Source organism: Agathobaculum sp. NTUH-O15-33, from assembly GCF_033193315.1.
Lineage (GTDB): Bacteria > Bacillota > Clostridia > Oscillospirales > Butyricicoccaceae > Agathobaculum > Agathobaculum faecihominis_A.
In genome coordinates, this window is sequence record NZ_CP136187.1 from 2,823,683 (window position 1) to 2,841,203 (window position 17,521).

A 17,521-nucleotide genomic window follows, 5' to 3' on the forward strand; every position below is an offset into this window, starting at 1 on the left:
GTCTGGCGCAGTCCAGCCTCGCTGTTTTTTTCTAAGGCAAACAAGACCGTCGGTTTAAACCGACGGTCTTGCTTTGTTTGTTCTACGCGGTCACCGGCTCCCATTGCCCAGTCTGCTGCGCGTGGATGAGGGCTCCCGCCGCCACGCAGGCCGCGTAGCCGTCTTGCGTGCCCGGCCCCGGCTCGGCGACAAGGCCGCGCAGGTGATCCACCCAGTGCTGTAATTCCGCGCGGTAGGCTGTGACAAAGCGGTTTGTCCAATCCTCCGGAATGGCCTGCGCGCACTGTAGATACGACCGTACGAGAGGTTCCGCGCTTACCGGAAGGCGGATAGTGCCCTTTTCACAGACCAACTCGCACAAAATCTCGTAGCCGTAATAGCTGTTGCCCGATACCTCCACATCGATCAGCACGCCGCTTTCGGATTGCATCAGCACCAGCTGCGGGTCTTTCAGTTCGGGACCGGCAAACTGCGTGGACCGTGGAAAGCGCACCGAGACCTCGCTTAGATCCTCGCCCAGCAGCCACCGGCAGATGTCGATCTCATGAATGGCGATGTTGGTGATATGCTGCGCCGTGGTATGGTGCGCCGGATGGCTGCGCGTACGGCTGATGCAGTGCGCCATCAGCGGCGCGCCCAGCTCGCCGGAATCCAGTATTTTTTTCATCTTGATGTAATCCGGGTCAAAGCGGCGCATAAAGCCCACCTGTACCAGCCGCTTACCGGCCGCCCGCTCCGCCTCCACGACTTTTTTTGCATCCTCCAGCGTGGTGGCAAGCGGTTTTTCGCAAAATACCGGTTTGCCCGCCTCAATGCATTTCACCGCCAGATCGGCGTGCGTGCCGTCCCAAGAAGCGATCAGCACCGCATCCACCTCAGGCGAAGCGATCAGCGCCTCCGCGCTGTCCATGACCTTTGCGCCGTATGGTTCTGCGAAGGCCGTTGTTTTTTCCGCGTCCAGATCATATACGGCGGTCAGCCGCGCGCCGTCCACATAGGTCGCAATATTGTGCGCGTGCGTCCGGCCGATGTTGCCGCATGCGCCGAGCACGCCGACCGCGATTTCCTTCTTTTGCATCATTGCTCGCGTCCCTTCTTATTTTTTGCCGTCCAAATACGCCTGATGAAGCTGTAAGCAGAATTTCAAACTCATGGTGCCGTCGTGCGCGGTGGTCTCCGGCTTGCGGCCGGTCAGCACACAGTCGACAAAGTCATTCATCTCGCCCGCGAAAGCGTCGCCCCAGCGCGCGATAAAGCTTTCCTGACACTCCTCTACATAGCCCGCGTCCGTAAACGAGGAAAGATAGTTTTTACGCGGCACGGAATTGACGCGGATGGTACCCTTGGTGCCGACGATCTCGCTCTCCACATGGCTGCACGTCGCCGTGCGGCCCACTTGAATAAACGCGGTCGAATCGTTGTTGAACTTGGTCAGCGAAAAACCGTTGTCATAGTCGTTATACGCGGCAAGGCCAGTGCAAACATACGCATCGCCGGTCGCAAAGGATTCTACCGGGTCTCCCTCCAAAAACCAGCGCGCCAGATCGGCGTCGTGACTGCCCATCTCGATAAACCACGGCACATAAATGCCCTTTTTAACCCCTTCCAGATGCGCGTCCAGCACGCTGGCCGGGTCGAGCGATACGCCCTTGAACAGAATCGGCTTGCCGATCTCGCCCGCGCGGATCTTTTGTTTCGCTTCCGCGTAGGAGGGATCAAAACGGCGCATGAAACCTACGGTAAAGCACAAGTCCGGGTTTTCATCGACCGCTTTTTCTATTTCCTCGCAGTCCTCCACCGTCTTGGCCAGCGGTTTCTCACAGAAAATATGTTTCTTTGCCTTTAAAGCCGCAAGGCAGGCTTCCTTGTGCGCGTCCGCGCCGGTTGCAATGACAAGCGCGTCCAGTTCGGGATTGCGCAGCATCTCATCCAGATCGGTATAGCCGTAGGGAATACCGAATTCCTCTTGCGTTTTCTTGACCTTGCTTTCGGTGCGGGCGCAAACGGCAATCACTTCCGCGTTCGGGTTGCGCTGCAGATCGGTCAGATGCTGCCGCCCCATGCTGCCAATGCCAATGATACCAAAGCGAATCTTTTTCACGGTCAGCCCTCCTTACAGCTCCGCCGTACGGCGGATATAATCACACGCCATGAGCGCATACTCAAACGGATTGGCCTTGGCCGGGTCTTGCTCAGCCTCAACGATAAACCAGCCTTCATAATGCGCGTCGCGCAGCGCCGCAAACACGCCTGGGTAATCCACGCAGCCATCGCCCGGAATGGTGAAGCAGCCTTCCAAAACGGCCTTGCGGAATTTAAAGCCCTCGGCATAGGCCTGTTGCATCTTGTCACGGCGGATATCCTTCAGATGCACATGGCCGATGCGCGGCCCGAACGCCTTAGCCGCCTCGACCGCGTCCTCGCCCGAAAAGGTGAAGTGACCCGTATCATAGCACAGCCATACATAGCGCGGATCGGTATTTTCCATCAGGCGGCGGGTCTCGGCAAAGGTCTGCACCACGGTCGCCATATGGTGGTGAAAGCACAGCTTAAAGCCGCGGTCCGCCGCGATCTTACCCAGCTTATTAAGGCCGGTGCACAGCTTTTGCCATTCCTCGTCGGTGGCTACCGGCTTGTTGTCGCCAAACATCGAGCATTCCTCGGCGAACAGGCAGCGGGTCAATTCGCATACGTTGATGCGGCTCGCGCCCATCGCCTCAAGAAAGTCCAGCTGTTCTAGAAACGCCTTTTCGTTTTCCTCATAGGGCGAGGAGCACAGGAAGCTGGAAAACCACTGGCTGGCGATCTTGACGCCGCGCAGATTGAGCGCCTTGTTCAGCACCTTGGGGTCGGTCGGGAATTTGCCGCCGACCTCGGTGCCTTCAAAGCCCGCGAGCTTTGCTTCCGAGATCATCTGTTCAAAGGTCAGCTCCCCGCCGAGCTGCGGCATATCGTCGTTCGTCCAACCGATCGGCGCGATGCCGAGCTTTACGTTATTAAACATGCTTTTTCCTCCTCAGCACTTTTCCCACTGGCCGGATCGCACGCTCTTCAGCACCGCGCCGATCACGCCGTCCACCTTGGCGCCCATTTCAAAATCGCAGAGATAGGATGCGCCGTGCATCGCCTGCATCAGCGCGTGCGCCTGCAGCGTCTTCATATCGTCGAAAGCGATCGCAATGCCGCCCGCGGGCTGGAACCATTTAAAGCCCTCGTGCTCCGGGTTGAGCAGTACGGTGCGGAAGCCGCAGTCACGGCCGTTGTCTCGGTCGGCGTCGGCCTTGAAGTAGACCTGCACCTCGCCCATGCGCTGTAAATCGTACACGACCGTGCCCTCTGTTCCCTGTATCTCATAGTAGAAATAATTCTTGCGGCCGGTCGCCACACGGGAGGATGAAAAATCGCCGATCGCGCCGTTTTTGTATTTTACCAAGAAAGTGATCAGGTCGTCGTTCTCGACCTTGCCCATCTCCGTGGAGTCGGGCTTTAGCGGGCGCTCCGGAATGACGATGGACTGTACCGCGCTGACTTCGTCCATATCGCCCATCAGCATCTGTGAAACCGAAAGCAGATGGCTGCACAGGTCGCCAAGCGCACCGGAACCAGCCAGCTTGTTGATGTGGCGCCATGCCAGCGGAATCGAAGGATCGAGCAGCATATCCTGATCGTATGTAGCGTGTACGCGCATGATCTTGCCCAGACGGCCGGACTGGATCAGCTCTCTGACATACTGGTTGGCCGGGTTCATTATGTTGGAAAATCCGCAGTAGTTGACCACGCCCTTCTCCTTCGCCAGATCGGCAAGGATGCGGGATTGTTCCGCCGAAAGGCTGAGCGGCTTTTCGCAGAACACGTGCTTGCCATGCTCAAGCGCCGCCTTTGCCATTTCAAAGTGCATGGAGTTCGGCGTCGCCACATCGACCAGATCGACGTTCGGATCGGTCACAACCTCCATCCAATTCGTGGTATGGCGGTTATAGCCCATGCTTTCGGCAAAGGCCGAAACCTGCTCCTCGCTCACGTCGCTCACCAGCTCAAACACCGGCATATCGTCGCCAAAAATCATTTTTGCGTTGTGGAACGCGGTGGTGTGCGCCTTGCCCATCCAGCCCGCGCCAATCAAACCAATGCGAATTTCTTTCATGTCATATTCCTCCCAAATGATCGCTCTCTCAAATTTTCCTCTTCGTTATATCAAGAAATGATATTGGCATCTTTTCCGTGTGCTCTTCTTTTTACCAATGGACAATCAGAAAAAAGGCCTGCAAACCGGTGCTTTTTTGCTTGCTTTTGTTTGCAGCCCTATCGTATAATATTTACTATCAGAAATCACTACATAATCTTGATATAAAACATCAAAAAATTATACTGTTTTATGGAAGCGCGAAAGGGAGGTTTTCTTTATGCTGAAGGACGTTGGCGTACTGCCCGATTCCATCCGCTTTTACCGCGAACCGGATGCCTTTACCGCCGCTAACCTTTGCCATGCGCCGCACGCCGGGATCTACCACTGCGACCGCCAGTATGTGGTACAGCGAGACGAGCCGCTCCATGCCTGCCAGATCATCATTGTGGACGCGGGCGAGCTTGGCTGCGAATATTTGGGCCAGCACAAGACCGTGCCCTCCGGCGCGATCCTGCTGCTCGACTGCCGTACGCCGCACCGCTATTACGCCGTGACGGACGACCTGCGCATGCGCTGGTTCCATATGGTCGGCGGCGGAAGCGAAGCCTATACCCAGCTGATCCTGCAAAGCCAAGGCTTTGTGCTGCCCATCGCCCACAGCGCCGCGATAGAGACCTGCTGCGAGCGCGTGCTCACCGTAATTCGCCGCAAGGTAGACGAACCGCACATGCTTTCCGTCGCGCTGAACGATCTGCTGGCGCATTTGGCGATCATGGCGAACGCCAGCCCCAAGAGCGAGTTGGAACAAGCGATTCAGTCCTCCGCCGCATATATGGATACGCACTTTGCGGATAAAACCACCTCGGTAGAGCAGCTTGCCCACCGGGCCGCCATGAGCACGTGCTATTATCTGCGCAAATTCAAGGAATACCGCGCGGTCACCCCGCACCAATATTTACTGAACGTCCGTCTGCGCGCGGCCAAGGAGCAGCTGACCACCACCTCCCGCAGCGTTGAGGAGATCGCCGAAGCATGTGGTTTTTGCAGCACCTCCCACCTTGTTTCGGCCTTTCGCAAAGGCACCGGCCTTACCCCCCTGCAATTTCGCATCAAATGGCGATAAAATGCGCGAAGGCCGCGCCCCAATGGGGCGCGGCCTTCACGTTCTTCTCTTCTCTCTTCTTTATGATACGCTCACTTCTTGAGCTTATCAACATAGGACATAATGACTTCCACTGCATTTTCCACGCCCAGACGGCCCGCGTTGATGCAAAGGTCGTAATGGTCGCACTTGCCCCACACCTTGCCGGTGTAGTAGTTGTAATAAGTAGAACGCTGTTTATCCATCTTTTCGAGCGCAGCCTCCGGCGTTTTGCCTTCGATCTCGTAATCGCCGCAGGTCTGTATGCGTTTGACGCGGTCTTCGATGGAACCATGGATGAAGAAATCGAACCGGTTTTCAAAATCCCGTAGGACGTGGTCGGCGCAGCGGCCAACGACAACACAGGGGCCCGCCTCCGCGAGTTCGCGGATGGTGTTGGCTTGCGCCAGATAAAGCTGATCGGTCAGGCTCATGCCGTTCAGGCCGACCGAACCAAACATGGTAAGCGAATACAGGAAGCTGTTGGTGGCCCGCTTGTCGAGCTGTTCAAACAGCTTTTCATCAAAGCCGGTTTTCTTGGCTGCGCGCGTGATGAGCTCGCGGTCGTAGAACGCAATGCCCAGACGGAGGGCCAATTTCTGGCCGATTTCCCGACCACCTGTGCCATATTCACGGCCTATCGTGATAACTAAGTTCTGATTCATAACGCACCCTCCTTTTGTCCTGCCAACTATACAAAGTGTACAATCTTGATAACCATAGTATGCACCAGTTTATGATTTTTGTCAAGAGGATTTCACTATTTTATTCTAATTCATGGAAACGCATAGCGTTTCATCCAGTTTCCACTTTATAGCAGCATTTGTTCCGCATCCGCCTGCTGGATTTCTTAAATAATTGCGTGTATTTTATTGGCCACATGCATACGAACGCTCATAGATTCCCGCACATTCCCCGGCACTGAGCGGAACCCGGTCACATGCGAACAGGCCGCCCATGGTAGCGCGGGCATTTTCAGCTAAGGTCATAAACTCGTCGCTCCGGATACCGTAATCGGACATTTTAAGGTTTTCTACGCCGCATTCCTTTTGAAGCTGCCCCAACCGCTTGACAAAGTCCATCGGTTCCTTGGCTTCGGCCATGCCCAAAGCTTTCGCCATACGGACAAACCGCTCGTCACAGGCGTGATGGTCGATGAACCATGTATAATACTCTTTGGAGATCATGATAAGACCCGCGCCATGGGGCAGTTCCGGGTGATAGGCGCTCATCGCATGCTCCATAGAGTGCTCGCTGGTGCAGGCGCTCACTGTCATCACCACGCCGGACAGGGTATTGGCAAAGGCCACGCCCGCTCTTGCTTCTCGGTCGCCACCATTCTTCACCGCCCGTGCTAGATATTTACCGATATGCTCAATCGCCGTGAGCGCATACATATCCCCCATGGGGTTGGCTGCGGCGGATATATAGCATTCGGTGGCGTGAAACAGCGCGTCGAAGCCCTGATAGGCGGTGAACTTGGGGGGAACGGTTGCCATCAGTTCCGGATCTACGACAGCCAATACGGGAAACAGGCTGTCCATGCCGCCGCAGCCGATCTTTTCATTGGTTTCCGGATTGGTGACCACGCCCCACTGATCCACCTCAGATCCGGTGCCCGCGGTGGTGGTGATACAGATCACGGGCAAAGCCGCCTCCTCTAAGGGGCGGTTTTTGCCTGTCGCTCCCGCGACATAGTCCCAAAGCTCGCCGGGCTGGAGCGCGTACATCGCCATGATCTTCGCCGCGTCCATCACGGAGCCCCCGCCCAGCGCTGTGACGAAATCGCAGCCACTGTCCTTTGCTAATTTAGCCCCTTCTTCCACTGTGGATTTGAGCGGATTGGCGCCTACCTTGTCAAACAAAACGGTCTCCACACCGGCCATACGCAGCTGCTCTTCCGTACGCTTCAGTGCGCCGTTCTTCCGGACAGATCTCCCGTTAGAAATGACCAGCAGGGTCTTTTTACCCGGCATGGTCTGGTTGTGCAGCTCATTCAGTTTTCCCTCGCCGAACAAAATGCGGGTCGGTACATACATTTCAAAATTCATGTCATAGTCCTCCATTAACGAAAATCATAGGTTTATTACTATCAGCCGTATCAGTCCGCCTTTCCCTGATCGACATGCTGCTTATGTTCCCTCCTTTTCGGCAGCCTCGTTGACACAACGAAGTGCGTTTAAACTGCGAGGATAGCCGATGTAGGGAAGGCACTGTGAAACGATTTTGATCAAAAACGCCTTATCGTTGCCCACTCTCAGATTGGCGGCGGCATGGCTGACGAGTTGCGGCTCACACCCGCCCTGCGCAGCCAGAAAACAGAACGTAATCATCTCACGCTGTCGGTAATCCAATCCCCCGCGGGTATAGAAATCGCCAAAACAGTTGGCGGCCAACCAGCGGTTGATGTGGCGGCTTTCCTCAGGACCGGACTGCCAGAAATCCCGCATCCCTTCGCCAAAGATGTCCACTTGCGCCTGAATACCGGCTGCCAACCGGGTGTCCATGGTGGTTTTTGCCTGCGCCTCTAGGGGCAGACGTTCACCGCGCGCCGTCAGCGCCTCGTTCAGCGTGTTTAGAAAAGGAAACACCCTTCCCATTCCCAGATAGTCCACGGCCTGATAGACGATCTCCCGAATTTCTATCGGTGTAACGCCAAAGTTTAACGCCGCGGGAAGCATATCCCGAAACAGGTCCGTACCCTGACAGCCCAACAGCGCCGACAGGATCGCTATAAAACGGGTACGCCCATCTAAATCGTCGCTATTCACCACCTCGTCAAAAGCAAAGTTTTGAAACCGTTCGATCAACTCCGGATCGGTCGTGCATAGGTGCGTTTGATGACCGGGAAACATTTTTTCATAGTAGTGTTTTGAATAATCCGAGAGCTCCATACGCTTTCCTCCTGCCTCTTTATTCTTTTGAAGATTTCTTGCTCACAGCTTTCTGATATGACTGTACCACTTGGAGTAAACTCCATGTCAAGAGAAAATTTGAAATTTATTTTCCGCACAGCGTTGTTCTTTTCCTGACCATATGAAAACCTCCAGTCATAGTTTGATCCTACGACTGGAGGTTTTTTACTGGATTCATTACTATGTCGAAACCTGATACAGCGCCTTAAACGCATGGCCAAAGCCTTTTCCCACTACGAATTCAGACCGACCGGCAGCCAATAATCGCCGTCCTTGTGCATATGTACATCGACTGAGCCGCTGCTGTCGTCAAATGTGAGCCGCACGACGGCGTCGCTCTCATTTTGGGATAGGATTAAAGTTTCACCATGAAATTGACTATACCATTCTAAATTCGTATAAGTAGTGGATTGCAGCGCGGTATCCGGCTGGCGCAATGTGGAAAGATCGGGCCCATTATAACATCCGGCATCACCCGCTCGGATATTTAAAGCATATTCCAGCAACGGCCAACCCAATCCCGTTCCGTAATATAAGTTAAATTTATCACTTTGCGTATATTCCAAATCACTTATATTTTCTATAGCGGTAATGACCGAGCGGCCGTTTTCCTGTCCGGTTGTGACGCGGTACGCCACTCGCCCATCGCTGGACCCTCCGCCATAGCTTTGCAGCACGGCGATACAGGCTTTGGGGTCGTCCGTCGATACAATGACATAATCCCGGAACGCGGGCGACGAACCGCCCAGTTTCGTATACCATACTTCTTTTTTGTCCGGCGTGGCATCAGCCGACAAACGCAACTGATAATTGACCAATTTCTGCCGCTGTTCCTTGGATTGTACGGTGTAAAGGGGCCATACCGACTTATGATAAGCCGATCGTGCAAACTGCCGTGTCAAATCTGCGGCGGTGCGGCTGTTCTCGCCCTTTTCGGTCGTCCAGTCCTGCGACAACCATACCTTCTTATCACCGTTTGAAGAAGTGGCTAGCACCGGAGCCATGGTCAAGCACACGACGCTATTATCTGCAAAAGCATAGCGAACCTCGGCAAGGTCGTTCGTTCCGTCGTTCGTTGCATCCCACATACGGATTAACGATCCCTCGCCGCCATCAAGCTGTAATATGGCAACCGCCGCCTGCACGGGATCGCGCATCGCTTCCGGCGGTTCGTCCCAAATGTGCTGTCCGGAACTTCCCGGCGCATGGTCTGGCAAACCAAGATCATTTTGGTACAAAGTACAGAATGCTTCCAAGCTATTCGCCTTTTGCATAAACGGCGTGTCATTGATATAAGGGTTGCCTTCCACCTTATCTACCTTCCATGTACCGTTTTGTTGCCGAAAATGCAGTCGCTCGGCAATCCGCGTCAGCACGCTGTCAGTCCCGCCCCACTCCGTTACCAAAATCACCTGTTGCGTTATTTCATCCGGAAATACGGTAAACCGTTCCACATGCGGGTTGGACGCACCGATGCGCCACAAAGGCTCGCCCGGTATCGCACCCCCCAATTCACCGACTTGCTTGCCGTATTCCACTTGCTTATCGTACAACTGTTTTGCCAGATCATCGGTCAGCAGCCGATACCACGGCTCTGCGTCACGGTAGCTTCCGCTCATCCATTGTCGTCCAAGCTCAACCAATTCTGCATCCGTCAAGCTTTCCGTTTTCTCACGGATCGAAAAACCGCAGCCCAACGTGCCGACCAGCACGGCGGCCGCGACGACCAGCGCAGCGCCGCGTTTTTTCACCCGCGTATCAAACAAACCCTCAAACCGCCGCATCAGCGTTTTCTTATCCCCGGTAAAGCACGATACCAGTGAACGGCGTTTGGCCTTATCGATCGCCGAGCGCAAGATCGTCTCACCGTACGCACGGCGTTCGGCGCTGTCCAAATTCTTTGCGACCGCGTCGTCACACGCCATTTCGATATCCTCACAGGCAAACCGCGCCATTAGATGGATCAGCGGATTGAACCACTGCATGGATCGTGCCAGCACGAGCAGCAGCTTGATCCACAGATCGCCGTGCCGATAGTGTATCAGCTCATGCCGGAAGATGAACGCCGCGTCCTCACGCAAAAGCGCCTCCCCCGGCAAGTAGAGCGTGGGACTGATCAATCCGGCCAGCATGGGACAGTCCGCCGCGCCGCTGACCAACAGCGGAATGTCCCGCGAAATGCCAAGCGCTTGCTTTTCCCGCATGAACACTGCGTTAAGGAATTCATTTTTCATCACGCGCGCGTTTTTCCTCAGCCGCCGGCGGAATAACAAATACATGACCGCCTGCCAAGCAGCGAAGCCCATAGCGCCCGCAAGCCATATCCAAGCGACCATCGGCCCCACATGAAGAGTGGTGATGGAAGCCGTGTCTTGCTCGCCCAGCGCTGCCGCCTGCCGCTTATCCAGCCAGTGGTTGTCCAGCGGGTCCAATGTCGTTTCGTTCTGCTGCGGTAACGCCACCTCATGCAGCAAATAATAGGTGTGCGGCGTCACCTGTACCGGCGGTTCAGGCAATGTCAGCTGCACTGGTATAAGCAGACGAACCGCGAGCAACGCCCACACCAGACACATGGCCCGCGCGGGGTAGCGTTTTTTCAGCACCCGGCGCAGCACGATCGGAATCAGCGCGACCGCCGAAACGGTTAGCCCGATTTGCAATAGATCAAAAAGTAGGTTCTCCCACATTTTACGCCCCTCCGTCTCTTGGGTTCAGGCCGCTTTTTTATGTGCTTCCCATAGCTCACGCAGCGCACTGTTCCCCGACCAATCGATGGACGCATCGACCGCGTCGTCCACCTCTTCCGGGTCGCTGGCATACCGGCGGTCCAGTTCTGCAAGGATGTCATCGGTGTATGGGTCAGCCCAGCCCATATCCAAATACCAGAGCAGTTCATTCGTATCACGGTAGGGATAATAATCGACCGCTTCCGCAAGCAGCACATCGTAGGGACTGTATTGGCGGCCCAGCATGCCGATCGTTTCACCTTTTGCGTTATAAAGCGACCAATCATCTGGTACGTAGATTGCAGGGCGTTCCGTCGTCAACTGTATGCGGCGTAGGTTGAGCCGCAGCGTCGGCCCATCGGACAGCTTACCGGTCAACGTTACATTCTCTTCGTCCGCCGCTGTCGTATCGCGTGACCATTTGATGTTCCGTGTGCCGAGCACGGTATCCGCCGCATGCTCAGGCGTATCCAGACCACCCGCTTGCAGATCGGTCTGCGCATATCCCAGCACCATCGGGCTAAGCGTTGGGAACCACGAGCCCCCTCGGTACAGCGTTAAAAAATCCGCTGAAGAGGTCACGCCGTCGCGACTGTCGCCCAGCGGCTCAGTGCGCGCGATCTCCCCGTTTTCCTGAAAGTATACCCGTTCGGCGGTATAAAGCAGCACTTTTTCTCCACTTTCGCTGCTCCATTGCACGCGTACTGTGCAGGCGTTTGCATCCGGCTCCGGCGTAATCTCCCAGCTATCAATAAATACCCCCTCTGCCGTTCTGTCTTGGCTATACATGTACTGTTCTCCCTGCTTTTTCAGGCGAAGCGTCTTGCACGCTTGTTTCTGCGCCTCTGTCTGGCTGGCAAAGGAAAGGGATTGCGGACCCAGCCGCGCCGCATCGCGCCGCATGGTCTGATAAGCTGCAGCTATATCTGAATTATGCGTATCATACTGTACATCGGAAGCAAAGGCCAGAAAATAGGTCAAACCGTCCCGTTCGGCAAGCTTGGTACAAGGCACCGGATAGTTAGCTTCCCAGTTTTCTCCAAAATTTTCATAAAGCGCTGCTGTTAAATCCATGTTCAGCCACATGATAGCGCCGTAGTCGGTCTCATTTTCCACATCCTTACCCATTGCGTATTGCAGCCCGAACCGCGGCAATCCCTCTTTAACCAGTAGATAGCCGCGCTCAAGGAAGCTTTCAGGCAGAGTAAGCGTGTAGCCATAGGTCGGATCGTAATACGTGGCTGAAGAAATGGAATGGTCTTCCTCTACCGGTGCGTTTTCATTTTCCGTGCGGAACACAAAGGAGGCCGTATAGCGTGTGCCTTCCGCTTCGTACCGGACGGTCACGCCGCGATAGGTATATCGTTTGATCGTGGAGGCCAATAATTCAGCAAAATTCGGTTCCACAACAAACTGACATCCGCTTCCGTCCTGCGCAAACTGGATTTCTTTGTGCTCCGTCACGCGCTCGTCATATTGCAGGGTGCCGTCCTCGCGAACGACCGCGTCCGTCACCGTAGCGTTTATGGGAGCCGCTTTTCCGTCAAGCGGCTCCAGCTTGATCTTCACGCCTTCAGGCAGGATCGGGATATCTCCGGCAGCGGCTGCCACAGCTTCTTCTACTGTCGCGCCGGTTGGCAGGGCTTTGCCGTCGATCCACGCGTGAAAGCTTTCGTCAAACCGGTCGACAAGGCCGGTCGGCAGCCAATAATCGCCAGCCTTCTGCATGCCGATATCGACCGATCCGCTGCCGTCGTCAAACGTGAGCCGCACGACCGCATTGCTTGCGGTTTGGGAAAGAAGCTCTACCCCGGCGAGCCACGACCGAAACGAGGTGTCCGCGCCGTTTTCCGTTTGCTTCGTAACCCATTCGCCAAAGTAGCCGAATACGGTTTCCGCCGCGCTCAGCGGCTGCGCCAAATCGGCGTAATGACCGCTGTTATAACTGTATTCCAACGGAATATCTGCTTTCGCCGTGGGCCACGGCAGGCCGGTATTGTAATATATATCAAACAATTCATTTCGCGTGAGCCCGGTTATTCGCGCCGCCATGTCGTCCATATCTTCCAATAGGAAGGTCAGATGGGTATCGTATTCTTCAAAGCCGGTGATGACCGAGCGGCCGTTCTCCTTGCCCACAATCACTTTTACCGCGGTGCGGAAGTCTGTCGTACCGCCGCCGTGTCCCTGAAAAACAGCAATACAGGCATTTGGGTCTTCCGTCGGTACGATGACGAACGCATCAAACGTCGGCGACGAACCGCCGAACTTGCTATACCAAACGCCGCCCGGCTCGCTATCCGCCCATCTCCGTTGATGGTTCGCCAAGGCTTGCCCTTCATTGGGCAGCACCGGATACAGCGGCCACACCGATTTGTACGAGACCGCGCGGGCAAACTGCTGTGTGAGGTCGGCGGCCGTGCGGTTATTCGTACCATCCGCCGCCGTCCAATCCCCTCCCACGAAGATCACGACGCTGCCGTCGGCAAAGGTATACCGCGTTTCGGCCATATCGTCTTCCCCGTTGCCCGTTGCGTCCCATTCCCGGATCACTTCCGCCGTAGCGCCTTGCAGGAAATCGGATTCTGAAACACGGTCGGGCAGGCCAAGGTCATTTTCATACAGCATACGGAAGGTTTCCAGACTGTCCGCCTTGGTGGCGACGGTTTCGCTTCTCGCAACGCTCCAGCTGTCACCGTTTTTTTCAAAATACAGCCGCTCCGCAACGCGCGGCTCTGCGCCCACGGTTTCGTCTTCCCTTGCTAGAATAAGCAGCGCCGTATCCTCTTCCGGTACGACCGTATAGCGGGTATAGCCGCTTTGCTGCTTTTCCACGGCCACAGCGGCTGCCAAACGCAGCATTTCTTCTTTTTCCGGGCCGCCGCTGCCCGCGCGCACGGAAAACGCGCACCCCAGCGTGCCGACCAACACGGCGACCGCGACGACAAGGGCCACGCCGCGTTTTTTCACCCGCGTATCAAACAGCCCCTCAAACCGCCGCATCAGCGTTTTTTTATCCCCGGTAAAGCATGAAACCAGCACGCGGCGTTTGGCCTGCGCCACAGCCGAGCGCAAAATAGCCTCGCCGTACGCGCGGCGTTCGGCGCCGTCCATCTCCTTTGCGACCGCGTCGTCGCACGCCAGCTCAATATCCTCATAAGCAAACCGCGCCATCAGATGAACCAGCGGATTAAACCACTGCATCGCCCGCGCCAGCACGAGCAGCAATTTGAGCCATAGATCCCCGCGCTTGCAATGCGTCAGTTCATGCCGAAAGATAAACGCCGCATCGGGCGCGCTAAGGCTTTCATCCGGCAGGAAGATCGCAGGCCTTGCAAACCCCGCCAGCATGGGGCAATCCGCCGCGCCGCTGACCAGCAAAGGAATCTCCCGTGCAATGCCGAGCGACTGCTTTTCTTCCTCAAAGACCGCCCGCAGTATAGGATTTTTTCACATCCGTTGCTTGTTCATTCAGCGCCTGCCTAAAGCGAAGGTAGCCGCGCCACTGCCGAAAGACGAACAGCGCCATGCCAAGCAGCCATATGTAAAACAAGATATTGCCCCAATAGGTTCTGATCCAGCTATTTTCCCCAGCCGCGCCGACATACTGATCGGCTTCGGCGGCCGTCATCCAACGGCCTGTAAGTTCGATCTGCTGAAGCTGTTGATTGGCGGCCTGCGGCTGCGTCATCCGCACATAATTGACGCGCGGCGTGACCTGTACCGGCGGTTCGGGCAGCGTCAGCTGCACCGGGATAAGCAGCCGTATCGCGAGCAGCGCCCACACCAGACACATGGCCCGCGCGGGGTAGCGCTTTTTCAGTACCCGGCGCAGTGCGATCGGGATCAGCGCCACCAATGAAACCGTCAGCCCAATTTGCAACAAATTAAAAAGAAGGTTTTCCCACATTATGTCCACCCCTCCGTTCTTATCGTCCCTGCGCGTCAAGGAAGGCGCGCAGTTCGTCGATATCGCTGTCGGTCAGCTCGCCCGCGTCCGACAGACTGGCCACCAAATTTTTGACCGACCCACCGCACAGCCGCCTGACAAAGCTGGCGCTCTCGCGCTGCAAATAAGCATCTCGTCCGATCAACGGCGTGTAAAAGTTCTGCCGCCCCTCTTTCTCGCACCGCAAGAAGCCTTTTTCACACAGGCGCGATAAAAAGGTAAGCACGCTTGTGGCCTTCCAGTCCTTCGCGGCGTTCTGCTGTACGTCAGCCGCGGTGATCGGCGGCGAATGCGCCCATATGATCTGCATGACCTCCAGCTCGGCGTCGGATAACCGCTTGATCTCCTGCATCCCGTCCCCTCCTTTTCTATGTTTGTAGAATTCTTTCTGGTTATATTCTACATCAGTAGAATATAGCTGTCAAGTATGCGCAGTTTACAATTTGGAAGCACGCAAACAGCCCGCGTTCGGTCAAGCCGAATGCGGGCTGTTTGCGTTGTATGGATATCGGTACGTCAAACCACCAAGATTGTAATGCCGTTGTTATGTCGCTCTAAATCGCGGTCCTGCCGCAGCGCGGGCGCGAGGTCGAGCGCCCGCCGGGTGTCCGCGTCGAAAATAGAGAGCTTCTCGCCCGTAATAAAAAAGGAAATACGTCCGGACTGCTGCATCCGTTCCAGCTTACGCCGTACCTCGATACGGATGCGGCCGCCGGTGCCCGAAGAGCCGTAACCGTGGATCAGCTTGATTACCTGACCCCGGCGGCAGCTTTCCAGCGTGTGCAGCAGCCTGCCGATGGCCTGCGCGGCGGTCGGCAGACCCTCTTCCAAATTTAATACCTGATAATTTTCAGCCATGTCCCTGCCCTTACGAAGCGCCTGAGACCAGCATCGGGCCCACCTCGTTGATGTTGCCCGCGCCCATCGTCAGCACCAGATCGTTCGGGCCCGCTTCGCGCGCAAGATAAGCCGCGATCTCCTCAAAGCTGTCCAGCGCGACCGCGCCGGGCACCTTTTCCGCCAGATCGTGCGAAGAAATGCCCACGGTATTTTTTTCCCGCGCGGCGTAAATCGGCGCGAGCACCGCCTGATCGCATAGGGAAAGCGAATGCACGAATTCATCAAACAGCGCCTTGGTGCGGGTATAGGTGTGCGGCTGGAACGCGCACAGAATGCGGTCGAAGTTCATTTGGCGCGCGGCGTCCAGCGTGGCGCGCATTTCGCTCGGGTGGTGCGCGTAATCGTCCACCACCGTCGCGCCGCAGGGCATTTTGCCCATCAGCTGGAACCGGCGGGAAGAGCCGGTAAACGCCGAAAGTCCCGCCGCGGCCTTATCGCCGGGCACGCCGAGATATTCAGCCGCCGCGCAGCAAGCCAGCGCGTTCATCATATTATGCCGCCCCGGCACGGAAAGGCGCACCTTTGCGTAGGGGGCGCCGTCCACCAGTACGGTAAAACGATAGTATCCGTTTTCCTCCAATATCTCAGCGGCGCGCACATCGGCGTTTTCCGAAAGGCCAAAGGTGCGCACGCGGCGCTTCAGCCCATCGATGCAGCGCATGACGTTTGCATCGTCCGCGTTCGCAACAACGAGACCGCCCTCCGGCGTCAGCTCGCAGAACGAACGGAACGAATGGATGATGTCGCTGAGATCCTTGAAGAAGTCTAAGTGATCCTCCTCAATATTGAGCACGACCGTGACCGTGGGCGCGAAATTCAAAAAGGAGTTGCAGTATTCGCAGCTTTCCGCGACAAAGTAGCCCTTACCGCCAATGCGCAGCGTGCCGTCGATCGCGGGCAGGCGGCTGCCGACCATAACGGTCGGATCGAGGCCGCCCTCAAGCGAAACGAGCGTCATCATCGAGGTCGAGGTGGTCTTGCCGTGCGTGCCGGAAAAGCATACGACGTTTTCATAATCGCGCATCAGATGGCCCCAAGCCTCGGCCCGCTCCATCACGGGAATGCCCTTTTCATGCGCGCGCACCATTTCGGGGTTATCGTCGTGCACAGCGGCCGTGCGGACGACCAGCGCCGCCCCTTCGACGTTTTCAGCCAGATGCGCGTAGGTGATTTTTGCGCCCAGCTGTTCCAGCCGGTCGGTCACTTCGGTATGGAGGCGGTCGGAGCCGGTGACCGGCACCCCCATAGAGAGCAGCAGCTCGGCCAGCGAGTTCATGGATACGCCGCCGATACCGGTCAGATGGATCGTTTCTTTCCGGTCGATATACGGTTTGATTGAAAGGGCCATTCGTGAGAGCCTCCCAGATTTTTTCATTCTTTTTATTGGTCTACGGTATATTATAATGCAGGATGCCCAAAATATATATAGGCAAACAGACGAAATTGACATTTTATTTGGTAGCAAAGGAGTATACTATGGAGATCACGGATATCAAATTTCGCCACCTTGAGGAATACGGGCGGTTGAAAGCGCTGGTTTCGGTTACATTCGACGGCGTGTTTGCGGTGCATGACATTAAGATCATCGACGGGCACGACCGTCTTTTTCTTGCTATGCCCTCGCGGCGAATGCCGGACGGCAAGTTCCGCGACATCGCGCATCCGGTCGGCAATGAGCTGCGCGAGGAACTGGAGCACCGCGTGCTGGACGCCTACCGCGCGACCATTATGGAATGAGCCTTGATCGGGCGCGCCATCACGGGT

Annotated in this window: 15 protein-coding genes; 2 read left to right on the forward strand and 13 right to left on the reverse strand. The window is 56.0% G+C overall.

Annotated elements, in window-relative coordinates:
- Positions 1-82 precede the first annotated feature (82 nt).
- Genes RWV98_RS13720 through RWV98_RS13735 form a run of 4 tightly spaced genes read right to left on the reverse strand, consistent with a single transcriptional unit; the run spans position 83 to position 4,144 of the window.
- On the reverse strand, positions 83-1,081 hold the full coding sequence (locus RWV98_RS13720; protein WP_317861431.1) for a Gfo/Idh/MocA family oxidoreductase: 999 nt from the start codon (positions 1,079-1,081) through the stop codon (positions 83-85).
- 15 nt (positions 1,082-1,096) lie between these two features.
- A complete protein-coding gene (locus RWV98_RS13725) occupies positions 1,097-2,101 on the reverse strand; it encodes a Gfo/Idh/MocA family oxidoreductase (RefSeq protein ID WP_317861433.1) in 1,005 nt (334 codons plus the stop codon).
- 12 nt (positions 2,102-2,113) lie between these two features.
- Positions 2,114-3,004 (reverse strand): myo-inosose-2 dehydratase, encoded by an 891-nt coding sequence (gene iolE / locus RWV98_RS13730; protein WP_317861435.1) that lies wholly within the window; start codon positions 3,002-3,004, stop codon positions 2,114-2,116.
- A 12-nt stretch (positions 3,005-3,016) separates the two neighbouring features.
- On the reverse strand, positions 3,017-4,144 hold the full coding sequence (locus RWV98_RS13735) for a Gfo/Idh/MocA family protein (RefSeq protein ID WP_317861437.1): 1,128 nt from the start codon (positions 4,142-4,144) through the stop codon (positions 3,017-3,019).
- Positions 4,145-4,403: 259 nt separating this feature from the next.
- On the opposite strand from RWV98_RS13735, the gene RWV98_RS13740 reads away from it, so the two are divergent.
- Positions 4,404-5,249 (forward strand): AraC family transcriptional regulator, encoded by an 846-nt coding sequence (locus RWV98_RS13740; protein ID WP_317861439.1) that lies wholly within the window; start codon positions 4,404-4,406, stop codon positions 5,247-5,249.
- Between the two features lie 71 nt (positions 5,250-5,320).
- Here RWV98_RS13740 and RWV98_RS13745 read toward each other — a convergent pair whose 3' ends face one another.
- The 9 genes from RWV98_RS13745 to murC form a co-directional block, all read right to left on the reverse strand.
- Positions 5,321-5,932, reverse strand: a complete 612-nt coding sequence (locus RWV98_RS13745) for a cytidylate kinase-like family protein (protein WP_280961054.1) — start codon at positions 5,930-5,932, stop codon at positions 5,321-5,323.
- Between the two features lie 204 nt (positions 5,933-6,136).
- Entirely contained in the window at positions 6,137-7,318 is a 1,182-nt protein-coding gene (locus RWV98_RS13750) for an iron-containing alcohol dehydrogenase (RefSeq protein ID WP_317861441.1), read from the reverse strand.
- A gap of 81 nt (positions 7,319-7,399) precedes the next feature.
- Positions 7,400-8,161, reverse strand: coding sequence for a carboxymuconolactone decarboxylase family protein (locus RWV98_RS13755; RefSeq protein WP_280961062.1), 762 nt, complete (start codon positions 8,159-8,161; stop codon positions 7,400-7,402).
- Between the two features lie 254 nt (positions 8,162-8,415).
- Positions 8,416-10,869, reverse strand: a complete 2,454-nt coding sequence (locus RWV98_RS13760) for a M56 family metallopeptidase (protein WP_317861443.1) — start codon at positions 10,867-10,869, stop codon at positions 8,416-8,418.
- A gap of 24 nt (positions 10,870-10,893) precedes the next feature.
- Positions 10,894-14,289, reverse strand: coding sequence for a M56 family metallopeptidase (locus RWV98_RS13765; RefSeq protein ID WP_317861445.1), 3,396 nt, complete (start codon positions 14,287-14,289; stop codon positions 10,894-10,896).
- Positions 14,290-14,329: 40 nt separating this feature from the next.
- Entirely contained in the window at positions 14,330-14,818 is a 489-nt protein-coding gene (locus tag RWV98_RS13770) for a M56 family metallopeptidase (RefSeq protein WP_317861447.1), read from the reverse strand.
- A gap of 19 nt (positions 14,819-14,837) precedes the next feature.
- Positions 14,838-15,209 carry a BlaI/MecI/CopY family transcriptional regulator gene (locus RWV98_RS13775; RefSeq protein ID WP_317861449.1) on the reverse strand — a complete coding sequence of 124 codons (372 nt, stop codon included), beginning with the start codon at positions 15,207-15,209 and terminating at the stop codon, positions 14,838-14,840.
- Positions 15,210-15,373: 164 nt separating this feature from the next.
- Complete coding sequence (locus RWV98_RS13780) at positions 15,374-15,715, reverse strand: hypothetical protein (protein WP_280961066.1); 342 nt, start codon at positions 15,713-15,715, stop codon at positions 15,374-15,376.
- Positions 15,716-15,725: 10 nt separating this feature from the next.
- Positions 15,726-17,105, reverse strand: a complete 1,380-nt coding sequence (murC, locus tag RWV98_RS13785) for a UDP-N-acetylmuramate--L-alanine ligase (RefSeq protein WP_280961067.1) — start codon at positions 17,103-17,105, stop codon at positions 15,726-15,728.
- Between the two features lie 128 nt (positions 17,106-17,233).
- Between murC and spoVG the strand changes: the two genes are divergently transcribed.
- Positions 17,234-17,494, forward strand: a complete 261-nt coding sequence (gene spoVG / locus RWV98_RS13790) for a septation regulator SpoVG (RefSeq protein WP_280961068.1) — start codon at positions 17,234-17,236, stop codon at positions 17,492-17,494.
- Positions 17,495-17,521: the final 27 nt, after the last annotated feature.